Origin of the sequence: Desulfolithobacter dissulfuricans (assembly GCF_025998535.1) — a bacterium.
In the GTDB taxonomy this organism is placed as follows: Bacteria; Desulfobacterota; Desulfobulbia; order Desulfobulbales; family Desulfobulbaceae; genus Desulfolithobacter; species Desulfolithobacter dissulfuricans.
In genome coordinates this window covers 1,715,323-1,739,572 of sequence record NZ_AP024233.1, presented here as the reverse complement: position 1 = coordinate 1,739,572, position 24,250 = coordinate 1,715,323, and the positions used below count along the sequence as shown (strand labels likewise).

Annotated in this window: 22 protein-coding genes and 2 pseudogenes; 18 read left to right on the top strand and 6 right to left on the bottom strand. The window is 58.8% G+C overall.

Features of this window, described 5'->3' with window-relative positions; genetic code table 11:
- Positions 1–121: 121 nt before the first annotated feature.
- The 3 genes from GF1_RS07660 to GF1_RS07650 form a co-directional block, all read right to left on the bottom strand.
- On the bottom strand, positions 122–1,663 hold the full coding sequence (locus tag GF1_RS07660; protein ID WP_267929041.1) for an ABC transporter substrate-binding protein: 1,542 nt from the start codon (positions 1,661–1,663) through the stop codon (positions 122–124).
- A 366-nt stretch (positions 1,664–2,029) separates the two neighbouring features.
- Positions 2,030–2,218, bottom strand: coding sequence for a hypothetical protein (locus GF1_RS07655; RefSeq protein ID WP_267929040.1), 189 nt, complete (start codon positions 2,216–2,218; stop codon positions 2,030–2,032).
- Complete coding sequence (locus GF1_RS07650) at positions 2,212–3,168, bottom strand: heterodisulfide reductase-related iron-sulfur binding cluster (RefSeq protein ID WP_267929039.1); 957 nt, start codon at positions 3,166–3,168, stop codon at positions 2,212–2,214. The genes GF1_RS07655 and GF1_RS07650 overlap by 7 nt, the downstream gene beginning before the upstream one ends.
- Before the next feature lie 270 nt (positions 3,169–3,438).
- Here GF1_RS07650 and uvrB point away from each other — a divergent pair.
- The 7 genes and pseudogenes from uvrB (at position 3,439) to cobU (ending at position 9,695) form a co-directional block, all read left to right on the top strand.
- Positions 3,439–5,462, top strand: a pseudogene (gene uvrB, locus GF1_RS16445) (excinuclease ABC subunit UvrB).
- Entirely contained in the window at positions 5,455–5,868 is a 414-nt protein-coding gene (locus GF1_RS07640) for a lysophospholipid acyltransferase family protein (protein WP_267929038.1), read from the top strand. Before uvrB ends, GF1_RS07640 begins: the two are co-directional and overlap by 8 nt.
- A gap of 92 nt (positions 5,869–5,960) precedes the next feature.
- Positions 5,961–6,140: a lysophospholipid acyltransferase family protein gene (locus tag GF1_RS07635; protein WP_267929037.1), complete on the top strand. Its 180-nt coding sequence runs from the start codon at positions 5,961–5,963 to the stop codon at positions 6,138–6,140.
- Between the two features lie 84 nt (positions 6,141–6,224).
- Positions 6,225–6,731: a shikimate kinase gene (locus GF1_RS07630; RefSeq protein ID WP_267929036.1), complete on the top strand. Its 507-nt coding sequence runs from the start codon at positions 6,225–6,227 to the stop codon at positions 6,729–6,731.
- Positions 6,732–6,754: 23 nt separating this feature from the next.
- Complete coding sequence (locus GF1_RS07625; protein WP_267929035.1) at positions 6,755–8,506, top strand: ARMT1-like domain-containing protein; 1,752 nt, start codon at positions 6,755–6,757, stop codon at positions 8,504–8,506.
- Positions 8,507–8,568: 62 nt separating this feature from the next.
- Positions 8,569–9,153, top strand: coding sequence for a histidine phosphatase family protein (locus GF1_RS07620; RefSeq protein WP_267929034.1), 585 nt, complete (start codon positions 8,569–8,571; stop codon positions 9,151–9,153).
- Between the two features lie 2 nt (positions 9,154–9,155).
- The gene (gene cobU, locus GF1_RS07615) at positions 9,156–9,695 is read left to right on the top strand and encodes a bifunctional adenosylcobinamide kinase/adenosylcobinamide-phosphate guanylyltransferase (protein WP_267929033.1); all 540 of its coding nucleotides are present in this window, start codon (positions 9,156–9,158) and stop codon (positions 9,693–9,695) included.
- A gap of 392 nt (positions 9,696–10,087) precedes the next feature.
- Here the strand turns inward: cobU and GF1_RS07610 are convergent, their stop codons facing one another.
- The gene (locus GF1_RS07610) at positions 10,088–11,143 is read right to left on the bottom strand and encodes an IS110 family RNA-guided transposase (RefSeq protein WP_267926464.1); all 1,056 of its coding nucleotides are present in this window, start codon (positions 11,141–11,143) and stop codon (positions 10,088–10,090) included.
- 305 nt (positions 11,144–11,448) lie between these two features.
- Between GF1_RS07610 and cobT the strand changes: the two genes are divergently transcribed.
- From cobT to GF1_RS16440, 7 genes are all read left to right on the top strand, one after another.
- Complete coding sequence (gene cobT / locus GF1_RS07605; RefSeq protein WP_267929032.1) at positions 11,449–12,552, top strand: nicotinate-nucleotide--dimethylbenzimidazole phosphoribosyltransferase; 1,104 nt, start codon at positions 11,449–11,451, stop codon at positions 12,550–12,552.
- Between the two features lie 29 nt (positions 12,553–12,581).
- Complete coding sequence (gene cobS, locus GF1_RS07600) at positions 12,582–13,325, top strand: adenosylcobinamide-GDP ribazoletransferase (RefSeq protein ID WP_267929031.1); 744 nt, start codon at positions 12,582–12,584, stop codon at positions 13,323–13,325.
- On the top strand, positions 13,322–14,242 hold the full coding sequence (locus tag GF1_RS07595) for a pyridoxal phosphate-dependent aminotransferase (RefSeq protein ID WP_267929030.1): 921 nt from the start codon (positions 13,322–13,324) through the stop codon (positions 14,240–14,242). The genes cobS and GF1_RS07595 overlap by 4 nt, the downstream gene beginning before the upstream one ends.
- Positions 14,242–15,912, top strand: a complete 1,671-nt coding sequence (locus GF1_RS07590; RefSeq protein ID WP_267929029.1) for a cobyric acid synthase — start codon at positions 14,242–14,244, stop codon at positions 15,910–15,912. Before GF1_RS07595 ends, GF1_RS07590 begins: the two co-directional genes overlap by 1 nt.
- Entirely contained in the window at positions 15,909–16,913 is a 1,005-nt protein-coding gene (gene cbiB / locus GF1_RS07585; RefSeq protein WP_267929028.1) for an adenosylcobinamide-phosphate synthase CbiB, read from the top strand. The genes GF1_RS07590 and cbiB overlap by 4 nt, the downstream gene beginning before the upstream one ends.
- A gap of 761 nt (positions 16,914–17,674) precedes the next feature.
- Entirely contained in the window at positions 17,675–19,054 is a 1,380-nt protein-coding gene (locus tag GF1_RS07580) for a transposase (protein WP_267927923.1), read from the top strand.
- A 329-nt stretch (positions 19,055–19,383) separates the two neighbouring features.
- Positions 19,384–19,608, top strand: a complete 225-nt coding sequence (locus GF1_RS16440) for an SEC-C metal-binding domain-containing protein (protein ID WP_353740432.1) — start codon at positions 19,384–19,386, stop codon at positions 19,606–19,608.
- A 216-nt stretch (positions 19,609–19,824) separates the two neighbouring features.
- On the opposite strand, the pseudogene GF1_RS16435 reads toward GF1_RS16440, so the two are convergent.
- Positions 19,825–19,974: pseudogene (locus GF1_RS16435) on the bottom strand (transposase); the annotation flags it as partial.
- 413 nt (positions 19,975–20,387) lie between these two features.
- On the opposite strand from GF1_RS16435, the gene GF1_RS16430 reads away from it, so the two are divergent.
- From GF1_RS16430 to GF1_RS07570, 3 genes are all read left to right on the top strand, one after another.
- Positions 20,388–20,771: a transposase gene (locus GF1_RS16430; protein ID WP_353740430.1), complete on the top strand. Its 384-nt coding sequence runs from the start codon at positions 20,388–20,390 to the stop codon at positions 20,769–20,771.
- A gap of 401 nt (positions 20,772–21,172) precedes the next feature.
- The gene (locus tag GF1_RS16425) at positions 21,173–21,361 is read left to right on the top strand and encodes a PEP-CTERM sorting domain-containing protein (RefSeq protein WP_353740429.1); all 189 of its coding nucleotides are present in this window, start codon (positions 21,173–21,175) and stop codon (positions 21,359–21,361) included.
- Positions 21,362–21,557: 196 nt separating this feature from the next.
- Positions 21,558–22,010 carry a hypothetical protein gene (locus GF1_RS07570; protein WP_267929027.1) on the top strand — a complete coding sequence of 151 codons (453 nt, stop codon included), beginning with the start codon at positions 21,558–21,560 and terminating at the stop codon, positions 22,008–22,010.
- Here the strand turns inward: GF1_RS07570 and xseA are convergent.
- Positions 22,007–23,365 (bottom strand): exodeoxyribonuclease VII large subunit, encoded by a 1,359-nt coding sequence (gene xseA, locus GF1_RS07565; protein ID WP_267929026.1) that lies wholly within the window; start codon positions 23,363–23,365, stop codon positions 22,007–22,009. The genes GF1_RS07570 and xseA overlap by 4 nt on opposite strands.
- Before the next feature lie 156 nt (positions 23,366–23,521).
- Here xseA and GF1_RS07560 point away from each other — a divergent pair, with 156 nt between their 5' ends.
- On the top strand, positions 23,522–24,217 hold the full coding sequence (locus tag GF1_RS07560) for a YfgM family protein (RefSeq protein WP_267929025.1): 696 nt from the start codon (positions 23,522–23,524) through the stop codon (positions 24,215–24,217).
- Positions 24,218–24,250: the final 33 nt, after the last annotated feature.

Genomic DNA, 24,250 nt, shown 5'->3' with positions numbered 1-24,250 from the left:
CTGGACAGGGGTACTAAAAGAAAAAAGAAGTGATGGCAATCCGGTCCCGGGGACTTGCGGGATTTTTCGGGGAAATGATCGTTCTGTGACCGGATCGGCGGCGGCCGCGGTGCCGGCAGGATCACCTGGCCCAGCGCACGCCGTTCAGGTAGGATTTGAGCTCATAAGGATCGATGTTCACTCCCTCGATTCGGTCGCTCAGGCCGATGATGTGCTCGTACCAGGAGATCGGGATAACGGGCAGCTCCCGCTGGAGGACGGTCAGGATATCCACACGTAAGGCCTCGGCCCGTTCCTGGTCAAAGGTCTCCAGGTACCTCTCCAGCAGCTCGTTGAGTTCGTCCGACTGCCAGTGGAAGGCGCCCCAGTTGCCGGGATCGGGACCAAAATCGTTGTAGATGGTGCCGATGGCATCGGGGATCAGGGCGAAGTTGCGGGCAATCAGGGCGGCCTGCAGGGTATTGTCGGCCCGGTGGGCTGGGATATCCGAACCCTTGCCCACGACAACGTGCATCTCTATGCCGACTTTGCGCAACTGCTGCTGCAGCGAGGCGGCGATGACGGGCAGCATGGGTCGGGTGGAGTAGGTCCGCAGTTCAAATTCAAACCGCTGGCCATTTTTTTCCAGGATGTCATCCTCCCCGGGCTGCCAACCGTCCTCCTCAAGCATTTTTCGGGCTTGCAGCAGGTTGTACTCCAGGGGTATCAGCTCCGGGGTGTGCCACATGGCCGCGGCATAGGGCAGCAGCTGGGTGGCCATGGAATTCGGGTTGCGCAACATGTCAGCGGCGATACCACGACGGTCAATGGCCAGGCTCAGGGCCTGACGGCTGCGGACTGTGGAGAAAAAGGGCAGGGCACAATTCAATACCAGCAGCCTGGTGCGGGGGATGGTCAAGGCCACCACCCGGACGCCCTCGGCGGCCTGCAGTTCTTCCATGTCGGCCGGCGAGAGGGTAAAGGCCATGTCCGCTTCGCCGTTTAGAATCATGTTGGCCCGGGTTTTGGCCTCGGGAATCCCCAGGTGACGGACGTATTGCACCTGCGGTTTTTCGCCCCAGTAGGAGGGATTGGCCTTGAAATCGAACCGGATGTCACCCTGCTGCCCGGTGAGGATGTACGGTCCGGTGCCGTATATATGCTTGAGGCGTCCCTGTTCATCGAACGAGCCCTCGGAGACAATGGCAGCGGAGTAATGGGCCAGATAGGCGGGCAGGGGAGCAAAGGGCTGGGTTGTGGTGATGCGCAGGGTCCGGGGTGAGATGGGGGTTATTTCGGCTATCTTTGCCTTGGCCAGGACTCCCCGGTTTTTCAGGGCGATATTGAGGCTTTTGCTCACCGCCCCGGCGGTCAGGGGGGTCTGGTCGTGGAAAGTGATATCTGGCCTGAGGGTGAAGGTCCAGGTCAGCCGGTCCGGACTCACCGTCCACGACCTGGCAAGCAGGCCGACAATCTTGCCGCGGTTGTCGGTGGTGGTCAGGGTCTCGACGCAGCCCATCCTGGCAAAGAGAAAGCCGGACTTATGGAGGTTCATCCCCTTCAGGCGCCAGGGAGAGACAACGGTCAGTACCTTCTCCTCTTCTTTTTCCACCGCCACAACGGTGGTGGAAAAAAAGAGCGCGAGCATCAGAAGAGTGATACCCGGAAGTATAAACCGTTTCATCTGTTCCTCCAGTAGGGTTTGGATTCCCTGGTGGAAATCATCCGTTAGCCCTGTTGACATCCATGGCTGCGGATCGCGATCAGTGGGGGAGGCGAGCCCGGGCAGGAATACTGAGCGCCCAATTTTAACCTCTAACATTTCTAATAACAGGTGGGCGTGGAGCTGTCAAAGCTTGGTAACACAAAGTAGTTTTTTGTGTTATCGATCAATCTGTGGGCAGGTATGAAATATGCAAGTGACTGGCGATGGCTGCCCTGCAGAGCAGATTCGGAGAGGAGCAGGTAGCGGTCCCTTTATGTGCGGATTTTTCTCGGGGCCAGACGGTGGTTTTTATTTTGGTCAGAAAATTCTGTTTCCGGGCCAGGTTCAGGCTTTCCTGAGGATCTTCCGGAAAAAACGTTTCAGCCGCCAGCGGTTGAGATAGGTCCAGGGCGTCCTGGCACCCTGGACCCGGCCGGCAAGGGTCTGTTCCGGTTCAAAGAGCAGGTCGAGGATATGAGCAGTGGGCGTGAGCGGATTGAGAAATCCTGTGCAGCCGGCACAATAGGTCAACATGACCATACCCTCGGCTTCCCGGCTGCGGCGCTCTCCCCATTTGCTGGCAAATTCCGGACAGACACAGCCGGCCGAGCCCCTTCGCCGCAGCAGAGGGTTCTTTTGCCATGATGGGCCATTTCCCGGACCTGGAGTGATTTTTTTCCGGCCAGTCGGCGGATGACCTGGTGGATATCTGTTCGGAGCCTGGTGCCGCAGGGGTCATGGATGGTGATCTCGGCGGCAATGTCCGGGGTCTTGGGAAGTGCGGTCATATCGAGATATTCGTACACCGAGGTCACCTGTAGTCCCTGACCATACTCGGAAAAGATTCGGTGGCAGTTGGGACAGGCCACCAGGACGTTTTTGACGCCCCGTTCCAGGAGTGAACCTGTCAGTTTCCGAAACATGGTCTGGAAATACCGCTCCCTGCCGAGATCATGGGATGGTTTGCTGCAACAGTCCAGGACCATGCCCAGGCGCGGGATGGTCTGCCGGAGGTGATCAAAGAGCTGTCGGACCCGGGTGGGCCGGGTGCCGGGCAGGGCACAGCCGGGGAAAAACACCGTGTCACAGCCCCGGGGCAGACCATGGAAGGTTAAGAGTGGCGAACTCCCGGCCCGCTCATAAAACAGGATTCCCCGGTGGCGGGAAAAATCCGCCAGTCCGCGGGCAACCGCTTCCCGGCGGATGGCCAGGAAGAGGGCCGCCGGATCAAGTCCTATTTTCGTCGGGCAGACCGCGGTGCACAATCCGCAGAGACTGCAACCAAAGGCGGTACCAAATGTCCGCTGGTCAAAAGAGGCGGCAATGGTCCCAGGGGAGCCGTGTTCCTGGAGAAAAGCGCATTCCCTGACGCAAAGACCGCAATGGACGCAGCTGGCGGAATGGTCATGGAGCAGCTGCTGCAGGGCAGGGTGCACAGAGCCGGGGTCTGCGGACTTTTTTTTCTTTTTCTTTCGGGTCATCATCTTGTCGGACCGCCTCCGGGGCACCGGAAAGCTGGGGCCGGAGTCGTGGTACGGGTTCTTCCCCGCCGGCAGGATCCGGAAACCCGGGTCCGGACTCCGGCAATCGGCCTGCAAGGCTACCTGTTTTGGCCTTTTTTGACAAGGGATGATGGTTGTCACCGTTGCGGCCCAGCGACAATCCGAGTATTGTGACAAGGTTGCCTGGAGATCGGGCAACGGGCGTATCTGTCTTTTTCTTTTCTTCACTTTTTTTGATTTGCATCTGGACGTATGAACAGACCCTTTGAGCTTGTCTCGGAATTCATCCCTGCCGGGGACCAGCCGCGGGCCATTGATCTGCTCAGCCGGGGGATCGAAGAGGGAGTCCGGGACCAGGTGCTCCTGGGTGTGACCGGTTCGGGCAAGACCTTCACCATGGCCCAGGTGGTGGCCCGGGTTCAGCGGCCCACCCTGGTCATTGCCCCCAACAAGACTCTGGCGGCCCAGCTCTTTTCCGAGTTCCGCGAGCTTTTTCCCCATAACGCGGTGGAATATTTTGTCAGTTATTACGACTATTATCAGCCCGAGGCCTACATTCCCCAGTCCGACACCTACATTGAAAAGGATTCATCCATAAACGATGCCATCGATAAGATGCGCCACTCGGCCACCCGCTCGCTGCTGACCCGGCGTGACGTGCTGATCGTGGCCTCGGTATCGTGCATCTACGGCCTTGGTTCCCCCGATGAGTATCGGGACATGCACCTGTTCCTGCGCCGGGACGAGGACTATCCCATGGAGGAGGTCCAGCGGCGGCTGGCCTTCATGCTCTATGAACGCAATGAGATCTCGTTTCATCGGGGCACTTTCCGGGTGCGCGGTGATGTGATCGAGATCTTTCCGGTTCACGAGGAGGACGTGGCCGTCCGGGTGGAGTTTTTCGGTGACACCGTGGAGACCATCTCCCTCATCGATCCCCTGCGCGGGGTGGTGCTCCAGGATATGGATGAACTTACCGTGTTCCCGGGGAGCCATTTTGTCACCAGCCAGGAGCGGCTGCGCATCGCCATGCATACCATCCGCGAGGAATTGCGGCTGCGCCTGGACGAACTGCAGGCCGCGGGCCGGCTGGTGGAGGCCCAGCGGCTCGAGCAGCGGACCATGTTTGATCTGGAAATGATCCAGGAACTGGGCTACTGTAACGGGATCGAAAACTACAGCCGTCATCTCACCGGCAAGGAGCCCGGGGCACCGCCCCCAACCTGCTCGACTACTTTCCCGACGACTACATCATGTTCATCGATGAGTCGCACATTGCCGTGCCGCAGATCAACGGCATGTACAACGGTGACCGATCCCGCAAGAAGACCCTGGTCGAATACGGTTTCCGCCTGCCTTCGGCCCTGGATAACCGGCCGCTGCGGTTCGACGAATTCGAGGAGCGCGTCAACCAGGTGATCTATGTCTCGGCCACGCCGGGAGACTACGAGATGCAGCGGGCCGACGGCCGGGTGGTGGAGCAGCTGATCCGGCCCACCGGCCTGCTCGATCCGCGGATCGAGGTTCGACCAGCCTCCACCCAGGTGGATGACCTGCTGGAAGAGATTCGCCGACGGGAGGAGCGGGGCGAGGCCGTGCTGGTAACCACCCTGACCAAGCGGATGGCCGAAGACCTGACCGAATACTATGAAAATGTCGGGGTCCGGGTCCGCTATCTCCACTCGGACATCGATACCCTGGAACGGGTGGAGTTGATCCGCGAGATGCGCCGCGGCGCCTTCAACGTCCTGATCGGCATCAACCTGCTGCGCGAGGGGCTCGATATCCCCGAGGTATCCCTGGTGGCTATCCTCGACGCCGACAAGGAGGGTTTTCTCCGCTCCGAGCGTTCCCTGGTCCAGACCTGCGGCCGGGCAGCCCGCAACGCGGGCGGCATGGTCATCCTCTATGCCGATCGGGTGACCCGGTCCATGCAGTACACCATCGACGAGACCAACCGCCGTCGGGCTATACAGGATGCCTACAACCGGGAACACGGGATCGAGCCCCGGACCATCATCTCGGCGGTCAAGGACTCCATGACCGAACATCTCAAGGCTTCGGGCTGGGAAGGACAGAGCGCGGACCGTGATCCCGGTCTCCTGGAGGCCGCGGAACCCGAGCTGGACTACCGGGATCTTGGCGATCTCCGTTCCCGGATCCGCGAGCTGGAGAAAAAGATGCACGAGGCAGCGGCGGAACTGGAATTCGAGGAGGCTGCCATGTACCGGGACCAGGTCAAGAAGCTCAAACAGCTGGAGCTCGAACTTGGCTGATACCCTCTACAACCTCTCCCTTGGTGTTCTGCCCCGGCTCTACCTGGGTCTGAGCCGTCTCTGGTTTGGCAGCTGCCGGGAACGGATCTACGGGTTCGAGGGCGTGACCCCGTGGCTTGACAGGGGGCCGGTGGTCGTCTGCTGCTGGCATTATTCGGTTCTCTACACACTGCACCACCTGCGGCGCTACCCGGCCGCGGTCATGGTCAGCGCCAGCCGCGACGGCGAGTACGTGGCCCGGATCACCGAGCGCATGGGCCACTTTCCGGTCCGCGGTTCCCGCAACCGGGGCGGCCCTGGTGCCCTCAAGGGCATGCTCAAGGCCATGAAAGAGGGCTATAACGGCGGTATCATCGGCGATGGCTCCCAGGGACCCCCCGGGTCCTGCAGCCCGGTGTCATCCTGATCTCCAGCCGGACCGGGGTTCCCATTGTCCCGGTCGCCTGGTCGGCCAGCCGCCACCTGGCCTTCGGGAGCTGGGACCGGCTCTCGGTGCCCATGCCTCTGTCCCGGGTCCATGTGGTCTACGGCGAGCCCTACCTGGTCCCGCCGGGCCTGGACAGCCAGGGGCTGGAGGAACAGCGGCTCCTGGTGGAGGACCTGATGAACCGGGTTTATCATCAGGCCTGGGGATGGTTGGCAAAGAAAGCCATTTTTTCACCTGAGCCGGGCCGGTGACCGGAAAGCAAGGGAAAGAGAACGGTGTACTTTGTACTTCAGGGCAGCAGGGCTGTTGCCGTACCAGGAATAAACGAGGACAAGATGGCTGACAACATCATACTTATTGGCTTCATGGGGGTGGGCAAGGGGCGAACGGCCAGGGAACTGGCCCGCCGGACCGGTTTTGTCACCGTGGACACCGATGATCTGATCGAGACCATGGTCAAGAAGAAGATCCGCAGGATCTTTGCCGAAGAGGGTGAGGCCCGTTTCCGCGAGCTGGAAAAACAGGTCGCCCGATGGCTGGAGCATCATGTGCAGCAGACCATCGTCTCCACCGGCGGCGGTTTTTTCATGGTCGGCAACCTGCAGCGCCTGGGCCGGGTGTTCTACCTCCATTCCTCGGTGGAAGGCATCCTGGACGCCATCAGCATGCACCCCAAAGCCAAGAAGAAGATAAAGAAACGTCCCCTGCTTCAGGACCTGGACCGGGCCCGGGAACTCTATTGCCAGCGGCTGCCGCTCTATCGGCGGGCCGCGGATCGGGAGATCAACGTGGAGGGCAGAACCATTGATGAGGTGGCGGCCGAGATCGCCAGCTGCCTGTGATGAAAGACCGGGAAAACCATGTCATGCGTGAATCTGTAAAAATAATCACCAGTGGCACCGATCCGGACCGCGATGCCTGGCTGACCAACTTTTATACCGAAAACCACATGGCCTATGAGGCCTTCCCGGACATGGTCGCCTCGCCGGAACAGCTCAACTTCATCGTCCACATGGACGGGGAGCAGTACTACTACCCCTGTTCGGACGAACTGTTCACCGCCATCATCGAGAAACGGGCCGACACCCTCCTGACCCCGGCCTTTATCCGTATCTGGAGCCGGCTGGAAAAGCTGGTCCGGGAGGTGATCATCGACCCCTACCGGCGGCAATACCTCCTGAGCCTGCTCACCATCAAGTACCAGCACGATACCTCTTCCATGGTCCTGCTGCCCTCCAGGCTCGAGAAACGGTTGCTGGGCATCTTCACCAACATCTCGGACATCAGCCGGCCGCTGGCCGCCCGCCGGGAACTGGAAAACAAGCGGGTGGCCCGATTCCTGGCCTCGCGGGATTTTCTCGACGCCTTCAACGGCCGCGAGGGCCTCAGGATCAACGAGGAGACGACCCTGGATGATATCGATCTCCAGGTACATCTCCTTCGGCTCCAGCGACTGCTGCTGCTCTCCACGGTCAAGGAGATCTGGGAAGAGGAACAGCCGCCGGACATGAACGAGCTGCGCCGGATCATGAACACCCCCATCGAGACCGAGGGCTGGCAGTGGTTCTGCGAACGGCTCGCCCAGGTGCTCTCCGGCCAGCACAAACCCTACCTGCTCTGGTTGGGCGGACGGGCCGGGGAGATCGTCTTTGACCTGGCCATCATCCGCATCCTCATGAAACTGGGGATCAAGGTGATCCTGGCGGTCAAACAGGCCTTTTACTACGAGCACATCTCCTTTGCCGACGTCCTGGAAGACCCGGTCCTGGAAAAGGCCATGTCCGGGGCCGAGGTGATCGGCGATTCCCGGATCTCCAAGAAGGAGCTGCTTGGCAAGCTGGACAAGGACAACCGGCTGCTGGTGATCTCCGACGGCACCGGCGAGCAGTTCAACCCGCTGCTGACCTCGGTCACCTTTGCCCGGGCCTTCAAGGAGTCGGACCTGGTGATCAGCCGCTGCCCGGAGAGTCGGGAATGCATCAACAACCACTTTCAGTTCACCCGGGACCTGGTCTCCATCCTCCGCGAGGACACCGGAAAACTGGCCATCCATCTGAAGCCGCACCATCCGGCGGTGATCCGTTTTTCAGAAGCCGACCTGCGGGCCAAGGCCCAGCACCTGATCTACATGGCCCGCAAGGAGAAGGAAAAGGGCAAGAAGATCATGTTCTACTCGGCCATCGTCGGCTCCATCCCCGGCCAGCTCGAAACCGCTAAGAAGATCCTCAACGTCTTTGTCGAGCACCTGCGCTCCACCCTCACCGACGTGGTGATCATCAATCCCGGTGAGCATTTCGAAGAGGGTATGGATGCCGACGATATCATGTACATGTGGGAGATTTTCCAGCGCTCAGGGGTGATCGATATATGGCGTTTTCAGACTTATTCCGACATCGAGAAGGCCTTTGAGCTCATGGGTGAAAAGGTGCCGCCGGAATGGACCGGCAAGGACGCCACCTATTCCACCGGTTGCACCAAGGAGATGCAGATAGCCCTGGAGATGCAGCAGAAATATCCCGAGATGCAGCTCATCGGGCCGCCATGGGAAAAATTCAAGCGCCGCCAGGAATACGGGATCGGCAAACTCTATGACCGTGTTCTCACCGACACCAAGTAGTTGCAAATGTTCCACAATGTATGCTATGTACCGGCAGGTCGGCATACAGGGAGACGGTTGACATGGCTGTCCAGTTGCGACTTATCCGCCATGGCCGGACCGTGGCCCCTGATGGGGTCTTTGTCGGCAGCAGGGATGTGGCCCTGGAACCCGGGGCAAGGGACCGCCTGCAGCGGCTCCGGCCCCTGCTCGAGCCACACTGCGGACCGGTTTACGTCAGCCCCATGCGCCGCACCCGGGAGACCCTGGAGGCGGTGGACCCTGGCTGGGCACCGCAGCAGATCCGCATGGACCCTCGGATCCGGGAGATCGATTTCGGTCGCTGGGAGATGAGTTCCTTTGCTGAAATTTCCCGCCGGGACCCGGACCTGCTGGACGGCTGGGCCGAGTACGGGGATTTTGTCTTTCCCGAAGGCGAGGCCGTGGCTGATTTCACCGCCCGGGTAGGGGGTTTTCTGGCCGCGGTCCAGCAGGGACCAGAGAGGGAAGTGGTGGCCATTACCCACGGCGGAGTGATCCGGACCATGATCTGCCTGGCCCTGGGGCTTCCGGTGCGCCATTATCTTCTCTTTGATGTCCAGCCCGGGACCATGACCGAACTGAAACTCTATTCCCGGGGTGGCATTCTTACAGGACTCAATCTCTGATCATGGGTCACGTTATCCTGATAACCGGCGGGTGCCGCTCCGGAAAATCCGCCTTTGCCCAGCAGCTGGCCGAAGAGACCGGCGACCAGCTCCTCTTTCTCGCCACCAGTCCGCCCCTGGACCGGGAGATGCAGGAACGGATCAGGCTCCATCGGGAAGAGCGGGCCCATCGGGGCTGGCAGACAGTGGAGGAACAACAGTGTCCGGCCCGGATCATCAGGGAGAGTCCGCCCGGGGCCACGATCCTGCTTGATTGTTTGACGCTGTGGATTAATAATATGCTCTATCTTGCTGAAAAAGAGGGCAAACTGCTTGACGAAAAAACCGTTCGCGGTAAAGCGGAAGAGCTGCTTTTGACCTGCCGTGAGCGGCCGGGAACGGTGATCATGGTGACCAACGAGGTGGGCCTTGGCATTGTCCCGGAAAACCGGCTGGCCAGGCGCTACCGGGACCTGGTCGGGCGCTGCAACCAGTGTATCGGCCGGGAGGCGGACGAGGTGTACCTGGTCAGCTGCGGCGTCCCTCTCAAGCTGAAAGGCTGACACCCCTTCGTCCCTGCGCGGCCTGGTGGTGTTCAGGTGATGGCCTCCTCTCATTCCTCGTGACATCCGCTTCCATGAGAAGGCTTGTCAAGAAAAGTTCGACGTGGCGAACCATTTTTTTTATAAATCCCTGTAACGTCAGGCTTCCATTCGCATTCATATAAAGAGCTCAGCCATAAGCTCGATGCATCGTACAATCCGTCGTGGAAGCTGCAACCTCCGCGGCGGTCTTTGAATATGTCACTGGCTGATGACGGACCGAGCGGTGTCACGCAGTCTTCCGGACGGGACGTTTTTTTGAGGGAGATATTAAAAACTCTCAACTGCCTTTGGAAACAGAAGGAAAAACATCCTTTTTTCCCTTTGTTCACTCTCTGGTTCAACCGGGTTTTCTACGCAGCCTTTGCCAGGGGGCGAGATTGCGGTTTGTAAAAAGGGTCATATATCTCACCGTGCTGCCAGAGGCGATGCATGAGTACCGCCAGTTTTCTGGCTACGGCAACCACGGCACGACGCTTTGCGTTTTTACCTCCCCTGGCTGCCAGGCGAAGACCAAATCTTCGTAAATTGCAATCCTCTCCAAAAGGTCCCAGGATGTACTGGGCCGAACCGACCAGTAACCTCCGCAGATAGGGGTTGCCCGCTTTGGTTATCCGAAGCTGCCTGTCGGTTTCTCCTGACTGGTCGCGGCGGGGAGTCAGGCCAAGAAAACATCCAACCTGTCTACTTTTGCCAAATCGTGCCGGGTCTTCCACGATTAATAGAAAGGCCAGGGCCGTCAGAGGACCAACTCCTTTTATGGCCCGCAATAATTCGGTCTCCGGGTATCGCTCCGCACTGATACGCTCTATTTCCCTGTCAAATTCTTTGATCTGGGACGTAATCTGGCCGATAATTGTCAATACAGGCTCCAGAGCGCCACGTAAGTCTTCAGGAAGATGTTCATCTGCCTGCCGGTGAAAACTGTCTGCGCTGCATCCCGGCAGGCGATATCCCAGCGCCTTGACACTGCCACGAACATGGTTGATCAGGCTGGAGCGGTTCCTCACCAGGACATCCCTGGCCTGCAATATCTCCAGATCAATCTGGGCCTGTTCGCCCCTGTGGTTGACCGGATAGAGCAGATCAGGATCCATCCGGGCTATGCGGGCCAGCATTTCAGCGTCTCTGGTATCTGATTTATCGTTGCTGTCCCAGATGGCGCGTAATTTACGAGGGTTGCCAACCAAAACATGGCAGCCCAGCCTGGATAACAGCCTGCTGATCCAGGCCGAATGGGTACCGGCTTCAAGGGCAACAGTTGCCCCTTTATGGGGTGAGAAAAACTCACTCAACGCCTCTCTGGTATTAGTAACCGTATCTCGACGCACGATTCGGCCTGCATGATCAACAATACAGATAACATGATTTTTATCGCCAAGGTCCATTCCGATTGTTACATTGTGCATGGCTGGTTCTCCCAGGTTGTGCAGCATTCGACTGCGGTTATTCTTGAGCGTGTTTATAACACAGCTCGCGGGGAATCAGCCTTCTCATTTTACCTCGGCGGTGTCACACAAAGGAAGCGGCAGTCCATAGAAACGCAGAACCCCATGCTCTCGCTCCGCGGGGACGACGCCCGGCCGGTTTCTGGCACTGCCGGTTTCGGCGGCCCGCAACCAATAGCGTCCCGTGCAGGCTGAATTGTAAATGGCAACCAGGATAACAAGTTGATATAATATTAAATAATAAAAAATAAAAACAACACAGGAACATGCGACCAAAATCATTTCAGCCCAGGCAGGAGCAGGTAAACTTTCTTGAGGCAACGTTTCGCAAGATCTTTCCCCAGGACACCGAGTACCGGGAGAAGGCCCGGGCCCGGCTGGAACAGTTGACCATGCCCCACTGGGCTCTGGGCGATCTCATGGACCTGGCCGTGGACCTGGCCGGCATTACCCGCTCGCTTAAGCCACCGGTCAAGCGCAAGCGGGTGGTGGTCATGGCCGGGGACCACGGGGTCACCGCCGAGGGTGTCTCCAGGTATCCTTCCGAGGTCACGGCCCAGATGGTCTACAACTTCGTCAACGGCGGGGCCGGGATCAACGCCCTGGCCCGGCAGGCCGGAGCCGAGGTCACAGTGGTGGATATGGGCACGGCCGCCGATCTCGACGACCTGGTCAAAGCGGGCAAGATCATCGCCCGCAAGATCGGTAACGGAACCCAGAACATGGCCCATGGCCCGGCCATGACCAGGACCCACGCGGTCATGGCGGTGGAGGCCGGGATCGAGGTGGCCAACCAACTGGCCCCGGAGACCGATGTCTTCGGTACCGGCGACATGGGGATCGGCAACACCACGCCGTCCACGGCCATTGTCGCGGCCATGACCGGCGCGCCTGTGGCCGAGGTCACCGGCCGTGGCACCGGCCTGGATGACGACCAACTCCAGCAGAAGATTCAGGTGGTGGAACGGGCCCTGAAGATCAACCGCCCGGATCCGTCGGACGGTATCGACGTGCTCTCCAAGGTGGGCGGGTTCGAGATCGGCGGCATTGCCGGGCTCATCATCGGCGCCGCCGCCCACCGAAAGCCGGTGCTGGTGGATGGGTTCATCTCCACCGCCGGCGCGCTCATCGCCTATGCCCTGGAACCCTTTGTCCGCGACTTCATCATCTGCGCTCACCGCAGCGTGGAGCAGGGCCACCGGGCCATGCACGAACGGCTCGGGCTCAGGCCCCTGATGGACCTGAACATGCGGCTGGGCGAGGGCACCGGCGCCGCCCTGGCCATGAACCTGGTCGAGGCGGCCGTGGCCGTGCTCACCGAAGTGGCTACCTTTGAAGAGGCCGGCGTCACCGGCACCCCGGTCGAGTGATCTCGCGCTCGCCCCTCAGTCCCGGCCATTTGGCGGCGGCCTTCCGTTTTCTCACCATCCTGCCTCTGCCCGGCAGGCTCGGGACCACGGAAGAGGAGCTGGCCGGCTCCGTGGGCTCGTTCCCACTCATCGGATTGCTGCTGGGGTTGATCTGCGCTGCCGGGGCCTGGGTCCTGTGGCTGGTTCTGCCGTCCCTGCCGGCGGCAGTCTGTCTGACCCTGCTGCTGCTGGCCCTGTCGGGCGGGCTGCACCTGGACGGACTGGCCGACACCGCGGATGGATTTTTCAGTGCCCGGCCGGACAGGACGCAGATCCTTGCCATCATGCGCGATTCCCGGATCGGCGCCATGGGGGTGATCGCCCTGATCATTCTTCTGCTTCTCAAAACATCGGCCCTGGCCACCCTGGATCGATCCACAGTCGTGGTCACGGCCCTGCTCCTGCCCCTGGCCGGCCGCAGTGCCATTGTCCTGATGATGGGGCTTCTGCCCTATGCCCGGCCCGAGGGTGGGCTGGGGGGGCTGTTCTACACCAGGCGTTCCCGGCTTGCCGCCCTGGGGAGCCTTGCCTTTGCCGGTCTGGTCACCGTGTGGCTGGCCGGAACCTGCGGCCTGGGCGTGCTCGTCTTCACCATGGGCACCATCTGTCTCTTTGCCCGGTTCTGTCGTAAGAAGATCGGCGGCGCCACCGGTGACACCCTGGGGGCGGCCTGCGAACTGGCCGAGACCTTCATGGCCCTTGGCTTTGCCGCGGTGGCAGGAGGTGCGGGATGAGCAGCGGACACGGGGGCAACCTCACCCGGCTGGCCAGCGAGTATGGCTGTGATCCAGGTGAGATCCTTGATTTCAGCGCCAACCTCAATCCCCTGGGACCGCCGCCCGGTCTACGGGACATCATCTCCCGCCACGTCAGTGACCTGGTCCATTATCCGGATCCCGACTCCAGCATTTTCCTTGCCCGGGCCGCCCGGACCTGGAACCTGGATCCGGCCATGCTGGTGGCCGGCAACGGCACCTCGGAGCTGCTGTTCACTGCGGTCCGTACTCTGCCGGTCCGCCGCGGGGTCATCCCGGTGCCCTCGTACATCGATTATGAGACCGCCTGCCGGGCCAGCGGTCTCCCGGTGGAGCGATTGGTCCTGGGGCCGGACAACGGCTTCACCCTGGACCTGGACGTACTGGCAGGAATGCTTGCGCCCGGGGACCTTGTCCTGCTCGGTCAGCCCGCCAACCCCACCGGCGTGGTGAGCGATCCCCGGGCCCTGCTGGAGTGTATCCTCTTCCATCCCGATGTTTTTTTTCTAGTGGACGAGGCCTTTGGCGGTTTTGTCCCCGGCTTCCGCTCCCTGGCCGGGGCGGCCGACAACCTGGTCACTCTCCATTCCCTGACCAAGATATTCGCCATTCCCGGTCTGAGGCTGGGCTTTCTGGCTGCAGATCCCGCCCTGGCTGAGCGTATCCGCAACCAGCTGGCCCCCTGGAGCGTCAACACCCTGGCCCAGGCCTGCGGGGCCGCCTTTCTCGACCACAGTGACTACCTGGCCAGGACGGTGGAAACCACCCGGACCCTGCGGGAGAAGCTCGGGGAAGAGCTTGGACGGTTGCCGGGTCTCACCGTTTACCCGGGTCAGGCCAACTACCTGCTGGTCAGGTCACAAACCCTGGGACGGACGAGCTGGCCCACCGGCTGATGGCCGATCACCGGATCGCCATCCGGACCTGCGGGGGCTATCCGGGCCTTGACCAGAGCTATTTTCGGGTCGCAGTGCGGCCGCAGGAGGACAACCGCGCCCTGGTCTCGGCCCTGGAGCAGGTTCTGGCCCAGGCCCGGACCACCGACCCTGACCGGAGAAACAAAAACAACAGCAGGAACAGCCGCAGGCCGGCCAGGGTCCGCTCCATCATGTTTGTCGGCACAGGCTCGGACGTGGGTAAGTCCGTGCTCGTGGCCGCGCTCTGCCGCGTCCTGCTCCAGGAGGGGATACGGGTGGCGCCGTTCAAGGCCCAGAACATGTCGCTCAACTCCTATGTTACCCGCGACGGGGGCGAGATGGGGAGGGCCCAGGTGGTCCAGGCCCAGGCCTGCCGCCTGGATCCGGACGTGCGGATGAATCCGGTGCTGCTCAAGCCCTCCTCGGACGTGGGTTCCCAGGTCATCGTCCACGGCCGGCCGGTGGGCAACATGCGGGTGGCCGAGTATGTGCGCTACAAGGAGAGAGCCTGGCAGGAGGTGTGCCGGGCCTACGACGAGCTGGCGGCGGACTTCGATGTCCTGGTCCTGGAAGGAGCGGGCAGTCCCGGCGAGGTCAATCTGAAGTCGCATGACATCGTCAACATGCGCATGGCCCGCTATGCCGAAAGCCCGGTACTGCTGGCCGGTGACATCGACCGGGGCGGGGTCTATGCCTCCTTTGTCGGCCACATGGAGGTCATGGAAGAGTGGGAACGGCAGCTTGTGGCCGGGTTTCTGGTCAACCGCTTCCGGGGCGATAGCTCGCTCCTGGCCGCGGCCCACGACTATCTCCTGAAGCGGACCGGCAAGCCGGTGCTGGGTGTCCTGCCCTACATCCGTGACCTGGGCCTGCCCCAGGAGGATTCGGTCTCCTTCAAGGCCGGTCTCTTTGACAAACCAAAGCCGGACCAGGAGCACGTGACCCTGGCCCTCATCGATCTGCCCCATATCTCCAATTTCACCGACGTGGAGCCGCTGCTGGCCGAGCCGGATGTGGACCTGCGCATCATTCGCAGGGCCGAAGACCTGGGGTATCCGGACGCGGTGATTCTGCCCGGCTCCAAGAACGTGATCAACGACATTACCTACCTCGAAGAGTCTGGCCTGGCCGCCCGGTTGCGGAAACTGGCCGCCCGGAACTGCGAGATCGTCGGTATCTGCGGCGGATTTCAGATGCTTGGCCGGGAGATCGGCGATCCCCTGGGATTGGAAGGAGAGCCAGGATCGGTCTGCCAGGGGCTTGGCCTGCTCGACATGCGAACCGAGCTGGCCCCGGAAAAAACCCTGACCCGCCGCCAGGGTACCCACGCGCCCTCCGGAACCCCGGTCCACGGCTATGAAATCCACCACGGGGTGACCCGGGGCAGGGGAGAGCCGATCCTGGTCTTTGACGATGACACCACCTGCGGCCTGGCCGCTGACCGGGTCTGGGGCTCCTACCTGCACGGCATCTTTGACAGCGACCCGTTCCGGCGCTGGTTTATCGACCGACTGCGCCGAGAAAAAGGCCTGGAACCCCTGCAGGGACCCGGGGCGACCTATGACCTGGAACCGGCTCTGGACCGGCTGGCTGAGGTGTTCCGCGCCCACGTGGACCTGGACGAGATTTTCCGTCTCCTGGATCTATGACCTTTTGTGTTGCCATCTACCTGGCCTTCCTCCTCGATCTCCTGTTCGGCGATCCCCGCTGGTTCCCCCATCCTGTTCAGCTCATGGGCCGGTTTGCCCTGTTCCTGGAAAGGACCTTCCGGCGCCTGTTCCGGGATCCGGGCCTGGCCGGAACTGTCACCGCCCTGACCCTGCTAGCCACCGTTCTGCTGACCACGGCCGGACTCCTTGGCCTGGCGGCGATTTTTTCCCAGGCCGCCCTTTTCGTCCTGGCGGTCTTTCTCCTCTATACCACCCTGGCGGTGCGCGACCTGCTCCACCATGCCCGGGAGGTGTACAGGGCGCTCAAGGACAACGAAGGGAATCTGGACCAGGCACGGAAAAAGGTGGCCATGATCGTCGGCCGCGACACCACCACCCTGGATGGGCCGGGCATTGTCCGGGCCTGCGTGGAAAGCGTATCGGAAAACATGGCCGACGGGGTGATCGCCCCGCTTTTCTGGAGCAGTCTGGTCGCCCTGGCAGCGGTCGTTACCGGCTACCCCCAGTACAGCCCGGCTGCCGGCGCGGTGGGCGGCATGCTCTACAAGGCCGTAAATACCATGGATTCCATGTTTGGTTACAAGAACGAGCAGTATCTTCATTTCGGCCGCTTCGCCGCCCGCCTCGACGACCTGGCCAACCTGCTGCCGGCCCGCCTCACAGCCCTGCTGATCATCGCCGCAGCCTGGCCGGGCGGAGGAAACGCAGCCCGTGCCTTTACCACCTGGCGAAGAGACCACCACAACCACACCAGCCCCAACGCCGGCCATCCCGAAGCGGCCATGGCCGGGGCGCTTTCCATCCAGCTCGGCGGTCCGTCGGTCTATTTCGGCCAGACAGTGGAAAAACCAACCCTCGGCGAGCCGCTGCAGACTCCCACTCCCCAACATATCCGCCAGGCCAACCGGATCGTCTTTCTCGGCTCGCTGCTGGCCGTGCTCCTCAGCGGACTTCTGTTCCTCCTACTTGACATCTCCTGACCCGCTTCCTCTGTAATCCTGCACTGTACGACTGTCTGTATCAGGCTGTTGAAAAATTATATGCCCGTTGATAAACGTTTTCATCTATTCCTGATATCCTCTCCTGTGCAATAGAAGTCCCCTGATCCAGGCACTCCGCTTCCGCAATCGAACCACCTTTGACATTTTTTTGTGCTTTCAAAAAAATGCATTATCTGGTTTACCAGTAGAATGTGCAAGTTACAGATGAAGAAATTCTAAGAGAAAACAGACAACTAATTGTTCCAGAAAATTTTTTTAAACCCGGTCTGGATGAAAAAACAGAGACCGGATCATGGTGCCAGGAACGCGTTTCATGTCGTTTCGCGATACAATAACCAAAACGCATCATTCTTTTTCAATGTGCCAGGATATTTCCACACAACGCTGTTTCAGGACCAGACCATCTCCTGTTGGCGGCGCATGAGGACCGTGGGTAATCCAGTGTCTTGTTTCTTTATATTACGAATATAGGCGTGTTAGACAGAATCTGCCTATCACCATATTGGCCCATTCTGTCTAGTTAACTGTTAGCTACTAAGAATAAATACAGCAATTCCCGTTATGCCCGGAACGCATAAATAATGCGGCTTCCGGGAGAGCGGTTTCGTAAACTTCTGTGTCGTAGCATGGTGTAATCACAACATAATTTTTTCTCAAGAACTTGATTTTTTACTTGACATGGCTGAAAAGATCGGCGGCATTTTTCTTTGTAATATCAATTCGTTACAAGGAGATATGCCATGTCGACACTCAGCAGATTCATTCGCAACTACCGTAACAGCGGAAAAACATTTCGTCGGATAAAAATGCGCTGTCACCTCAATGCCGATACCTTGTATTCCCGCATACGCGAGGATTTTAACCGAGTGGTGGATCATCGGGCCGCCAACAGTTCAATATCTTTGCCCGATGTACTGATGTCCGGTTTTGCCATGTTTTGCCTGAAAGATCCATCGCTGCTTGCTTTTGATGAACGGCGCCGGGAAGAGCCCGACAGCCTGCAGGGAGTATTCGGTGTCAGCCGCATCCCCAGCGACAGCCAGATGCGCACTGTTCTGGATGAGGTTTCCGTCAGGGATCTGCGTCGTCCGTTCAAAAGTATTTTTGCCCAGCTTCAGCGTGGCAAGGTACTGGAGAAGATGACCTGGCTGGGCGGATATTATCTTCTTGCCCTGGACGGCACCGGTATTTACACCTCTGAAAAGATGGGCTCCGACTATTGCCTGAGCAAGAGGAAGCGCAACGGCAAGGTCGAATATTACCAACAGATGTTTGCCGGGGCCTTTGTCCATCCGGACCGTTCGGAAGTGATTCCCACCTGCCCGGAGATGATCGTCAAGCAGGACGGCAGCAGCAAGAACGACTGTGAACGAAATGCGGCCAAGCGTTACCTGACTGATTTCCGGCGCGAGCATCCCCATCTCAAGACCATTGTCATTGAAGATGCCCTGGCGTCCAACGCGCCGCATATCCAGGAGTTGCAGAAACATGACCTGCGCTACATCCTCGGGGCCAAGCCCAAGGATCATGAGAATCTGTACCAATCGGTCGACGAGGCGGCTGACAGGGGCGAAATCACCGAGTTGCACATAGCGGATTCCAACAAGACCAATGTGCACCATTGCTTTCGTTTTCTCAACAATGTTCCCCTCAACAAGTCCAGCAAGGATTCTCTGACGGTCAACTTCCTGGAATACTGGGAGACGGACAGTGAAGGTAACGTAAAGAACCGGTTCGGCTGGGTGACGGACATCCCGATCAGCGGGGAAAACGCCTTTGACATCATGCGTGCCGGCCGTGCCCGGTGGCGGATCGAGAATGAGACGTTCAATACCTTGAAAAACCAGGGCTACAACCTGGAGCACAACTATGGACTCGGCAAGAAGCACCTGAGCGCTGTTTTTGCCCATCTGATGCTGCTGGCCTTCTTGGTGGATCAGGTTCAGCAGATGTGTTGTCCGCTGTTCCAGGCGGCCCAGGCAAAATATAGAACGAGACGGTACCTCTGGGAACGAGTTCGCAGCTGCTTTAATGAGAATTTCGTCCCGTCAATGGAGCTGATACTCCACTGTATCGTCAACGGCGTCCGCAAGCCGAAACTGGAGTTCCAATGGGAGTGAGTCGCCGATCGAAAAAATCAGGTTGTCAAAGAACGTATTCTTGCGGACAACATCCGGAAGGATGACTGGAGAAGTACGTCAAAAATTCGGTTTTTTCTCCGGGAAAACCGCCTTCCCTGTCGTTTCATGCCGAAAATCGACAGGAAACTTGGACAACAGGGTCAAAATTTCTCAAATCGTCCTGTTCGCTGGTTGAGCAGGGGGCAAATCGGGAACTGCTGTCTTATCAAGATATATCAAGGGAGATTGAAAAAGAGCTTCCTGAATTATCTTCATTAAAAGATATTCTTCCCAAAACACGGGGTGAACTTTATGCCTTTATTGTAATAGTGATATCCATTATTGCATTGTTGGTTGGTCAAGATTCGTCAAGTGAACCACGAAAAATAGAAGTTAATAATGTTATAAACAATATTTACCAGATTTTACCGCCAACAGCAGAGAGTGAGAAACCTGATCAAACACCAAATAAAAGTAAAAAAGTTGGTCGAAACGAGTCCTGCCCATGTGGTAGCGGAAAGAAGTATAAGAAATGCTGTTTAAACAAAAAATAATGGCTAACACCTAGAGGCCCCCGGTTGCCAAGCGACAAAAGTAGGTAGGGGCGAAATTTCCTTCACTCTTCAGTCGGATACCGGCTGACTGATCTTTGAAAAGGTCTAGCTTGGGTTTCCTATTCGGTGGCAGATCCTGCACCAAACACCTGTTGAGGGTCAACCGCCCGGGTAACGGAAACACAGAAAATAGGGGACAGACCACGTTTTTTAGGTTCATTCGGCAAATGAGTACCTGGACTGATGTAGATGGTAAAGCCGGAGTTGAAAATATTCCATGTCTCTGAAGCCATAGTCCTGTCGCTTGAGTGTTTTGATTTTATTGACCAGCCATTCCACTTGAGCGTTGGTGATTGGATGGTCAAAACACAAAACGGGGACAGACCACAATTCTAGTGATAATAGTAGTGACAATAGGGGTCAGACTCCGTTTATACATTGGTGCATTGGTGACATACGCAACGATCGAAAAAGTATCCGGGCGAGAAGATAAATACCAATCAGAAAGGAGATACACAATGGGAGACAAAGGTGGCAAAAAGGACAAGGACAAGAGCAAAAAACAGAAGATAAAGAAACAGGAACAAAAGGCAAAGAGGAAGCAGGATAAGCAACAGAAAAGAACCCCGTAGCAAAAGTAGGGATCAAACACGCCACGGCCACAATTTTCAGACAATAATCCAAGGTGGTATAATCTGCCCGCTTTGGCCTGCAGGGACGCACTGGTATCCCGAATGACAATAGGGGACAGACCACGTTTTTTATGCTGGGAATGAATCATGCCAAGAAGAGCCCGTATCGTGGTACCTGGTGTGCCGCTTCATGTTATTCAGCGGGGGAACAACAGGCAGGTTTGTTTCTTTTCCGAGACTGGCTGTCTATTTTACCAGGAGTGGTTGGAAGAATATGCCGCAGATGCGGGTTGCCAGATCCATGCGTATGTCCTGATGACAAACCATGTTCACCTGTTGCTGACTCCGGATGAACGTGGCAGTGCCGGTTTACTCATGAGGCGAGCATCCCGGCGAATACCGCTGGTCAAGTTACTTGGTCAACGGGCAGGGGCAAGGCACCGATCTTGTAGTCACGCATTCGCTTTATCGGCAACCTGGTCGGTCAGATGGGGAAAGACAGGATGCGTATCGGGAGTTGTTTCGGCATGAACTCGAGGACGGGGTAGTTGATGAGATACGGAAAACCACTAACGGCAATTTCGCCCTCGGCAACAGCCATTTTCAGGAGCAGATTAGTGCAATGCTAGGTCGACAGGCGACGCCTTGACGAGCAGGGCGGCCACGGAAGAGTCCGGCGAAGGGATCTGTCTGATAGATTATGGTTTGTTCACAAGTTATAGGCACCACCGTGTGTTGCCGGGATTTTTATCGATACGTTTGCTTTTTATGGAGGTGTCGCCCGTGATCTCTGGATCGGTTTCAATAACGCGGCCAGTGAAGGTGATTTTGTCTGGGCCAGTGGCGAACCGGTAACGTTCACGAATTGGGGTCTCGATGAACCCAATGACGGAGCGCCGTTATCGCCGCCAGTGTCCGAAGATTTCGCCTTCATGCTGGCGCAGGATTTTTCGTATCTCAATGCCGGCGAATGGAACGACGCTCCGGACATTGTGGCAGGCATATACGGTGTTGTCGAGGTCCCCGCTCCTGTGCCCGAGCCTGGGACAATGTTGCTGTTCGGGAGTGGTCTCTTTGGCCTGGTCGGGTATAACTGCAGGTCGAGAAAGCAGGCCGCATGACTGGTTGAGTTCGTATCCTGCCGAAGAGCTGGCAATCGCTTGCCTTAGCTCCGTTTCGGCGGCGGAGCAGGTCTGTGTCAGGGGCCGGTCGTACGGGAAGGTGACACATTGTGGGATCTTTTTCCCTGGTAGCTTGACAACGGGCGCTGGCGATGGTACCAATTCCGGGTATAAAATACTCGGGAGATCCAGCGCCATGAAAAAAATCTGTGCCGTTGTCATTGCCGGTTTCCTCTCCGTCCTTCTGGCAGATTACAGCCATGCCGTTGACGAGGCGGTCGCCTCGATTCATTCTTCCCGGTCCCATGATGAACATCCTGCCCGGGAGCAGGAGTTGACCGAGAGGGAAAGGGCCTGGCTGGAAACCTTTTACAAGGGCAACATGCTGGCCGACGGCTGGGAGCGGGTCACCGAGGAGATTCTCAGCAAAACCCCCCGGGAGATGCAGGAAGAGCAGAAAAAGGTGCTCGAGATCCTGGGGGAAAAGATCGGCCGGGAATGGTGCCGTGACAACCAGGTGCGGAGGATCGACACCAGGATGCTCAGGCAGTGGGGTGAAAAACTCAAGCAGGCGGCCGAGGAAGATCCCCGCAAGCTGGCCGAAACGATCCGGAAAATCGACCAGAAAGTCAACGAAATCCTCAATTAACCTTTTTTGTCCTTCTCCTCGGGCCCGATGGTTTCTTCCACCCGGCACCGCAGCCGACCCCGGTGGAGCAGGACCTCCAGCCGCTCGCCGATCCGCGTTTCTCCGCTGCTGGTGACCACCTGTCCCTGTTTTCCTTCTTTTCTGACAATGGCATACCCCCTGGCCAGGGTGGCAAGCGGACTGACCGCGTCCAGGACCCCGGCAAGATGGGCCAGGCGGGCCTGTTTGTCCTCCAGTATACTGAGCATGGCCTGGGATATCCGCCGGTGGAGTTCGTCCACGCGTCGGCCGGCCAGGTCGATCGTCGGGGCCGGGCTGCGGGACCTGAGCCTGGTCTCGAGCTGGTCCAGTTGCCGCTGTCTGGAGTTGAGCAGGACCTCCATGGCCCGGATCAGCCGCTCGGCAAGATGATCGACCTTGAGAAGCATGGTGGTCACGGGGTGGAGCCGGTCGCGGAGCTTTTCCCGCAGCAGGGCCAGTCGGTCACGGTAGCTGTCCAGCAGGCGGGTCATGGCCCGCGTCAGGGTGGCGCGTAGCCGGGCGAGCCGGGTCCTGATTTCGCTTATATCGGGCAGGAGTATTTCGGCCGCTGCGCTGGGAGTGGGGGCACGCAGGTCAGCGACAAGGTCGGAGATGGTGAAGTCGATCTCGTGGCCCACACCGCTGACCACCGGAATCTCCGAGGCGAAGATGGCCCGGGCCAGCTCTTCTTCGTTGAACGGCTGCAGGTCCTCGATGGAGCCGCCGCCCCGGCAGAGGACAATGCAGTCGGTGTCGAGGTGGCGGTTGATGTCACGGATGGCCTGGATCATTTCTTTGTGGGCCTGGTCACCCTGGACGGTCACCGGGTAGATGGCCAGGCGAACCAGGGGGAAACGGCTGCGGGCCACCCGGATAAAGTCGTGGACCGCTGCTCCGCTGGGCGAGGTGACCAGGGTGATGTGCGCCGGACAGGAGGGTACCTCCTTCTTGGCTTCACTGGCAAACAGCCCCTCGGCGGCCAGTTTGCGCTTCAGCTTTTCGAAGGCCAGCCGCAGGTCTCCGGCTCCCTGGAGCTCCATGGTGTCGATGATCAGCTGGTATTCGCCCCGGGGTTCGTAGACCGATATCCGGCCCCGGCAAACCACCTGCTGGCCCTCCTGCGGCAGCCTTTCCAGGTAGCGCTGCTGCATCTTGAAAAGCACCGCCCTGATGGAAGCCTGGTCGTCCTTGAGGGTGAAATAGAGATGACCGGAGCGGGGACGGCGCAGGTTGGAGATCTCCCCGGCCACGCTGACATGGGGAAAGCGGGTTTCCAGGAGGCCGCGGATGGAGCCGGTCAGCTCGGATACGGTGAAAATTCTCTGGCCGGTCATGTCTTGTTTTTTCCTCCCCCTGGATGCACTTTTCTCTTCCGGCGTAGCCCGGTAGCGGGTATAGTTATCGGTTTACATGACAAGTGCAATACCAATTTCGATTTACAGGCCAGGGCGCGGTTCCGGGCCAATATTCAAGGTACAGGCAGGATAGACATGGCAGATAAGAGCGCCTTTGACAGACAGCATGTTGAACAGACCGCCCTGGTGGAAACATCCGGACTGCTGGAGCAGTTGAATCTGCCACCGGGCGCCATCGCCTTTATCCGCAAAAACCAGCGGGCCATCTGGATCGCGGTGGCCGCGGTGGTTATCCTGGTGACCGGGGTGGCCCTGTACGGATCCTGGCGGGAGTACCGGCTGGAAAAAGCCGCCTCTGCCCTTGACGCCGCCCTGATGGCTGATACGGACAAACGGCTTGCGGCCCTGGAAGAGGTGGTCGACAAGTACGGCTCCACCCCTTCCGGCACCTGGGCCAGGATAGAGATCGCCCACCTGGTGACCGACCGGGGCGAGGTCGACCGGGCTATTGGTGAGCTGATGGCGGTGAACAGGAAGGTGCGCAACTCCAACCCGCTCAAGCCGCTCCTGCTCTACAATCTCGGGGCTCTGTATGAAAAACAGGGCCAGCTGGAACAGGCCCTGGCCAGTTATCAGCCGCTTGGCGATTTCAAGGGTTTTGAAGTGGAGTCGTACCGGGCTCTTGGCCGGATTTACGAACTGCAGGGCAACACCGCCGGGGCAAGGGAAATGTATGAGAAATTTCTTGAAGCCAGAAGTGGACAGGAAAGCGGCGTGAACGGTGATCCGGAGGCGGAGATCATCCAGTACCGTCTCGGCCGACTCAAGTGACAGCGGGGCCGGATTCTGCCGGCTTGCAGGAAA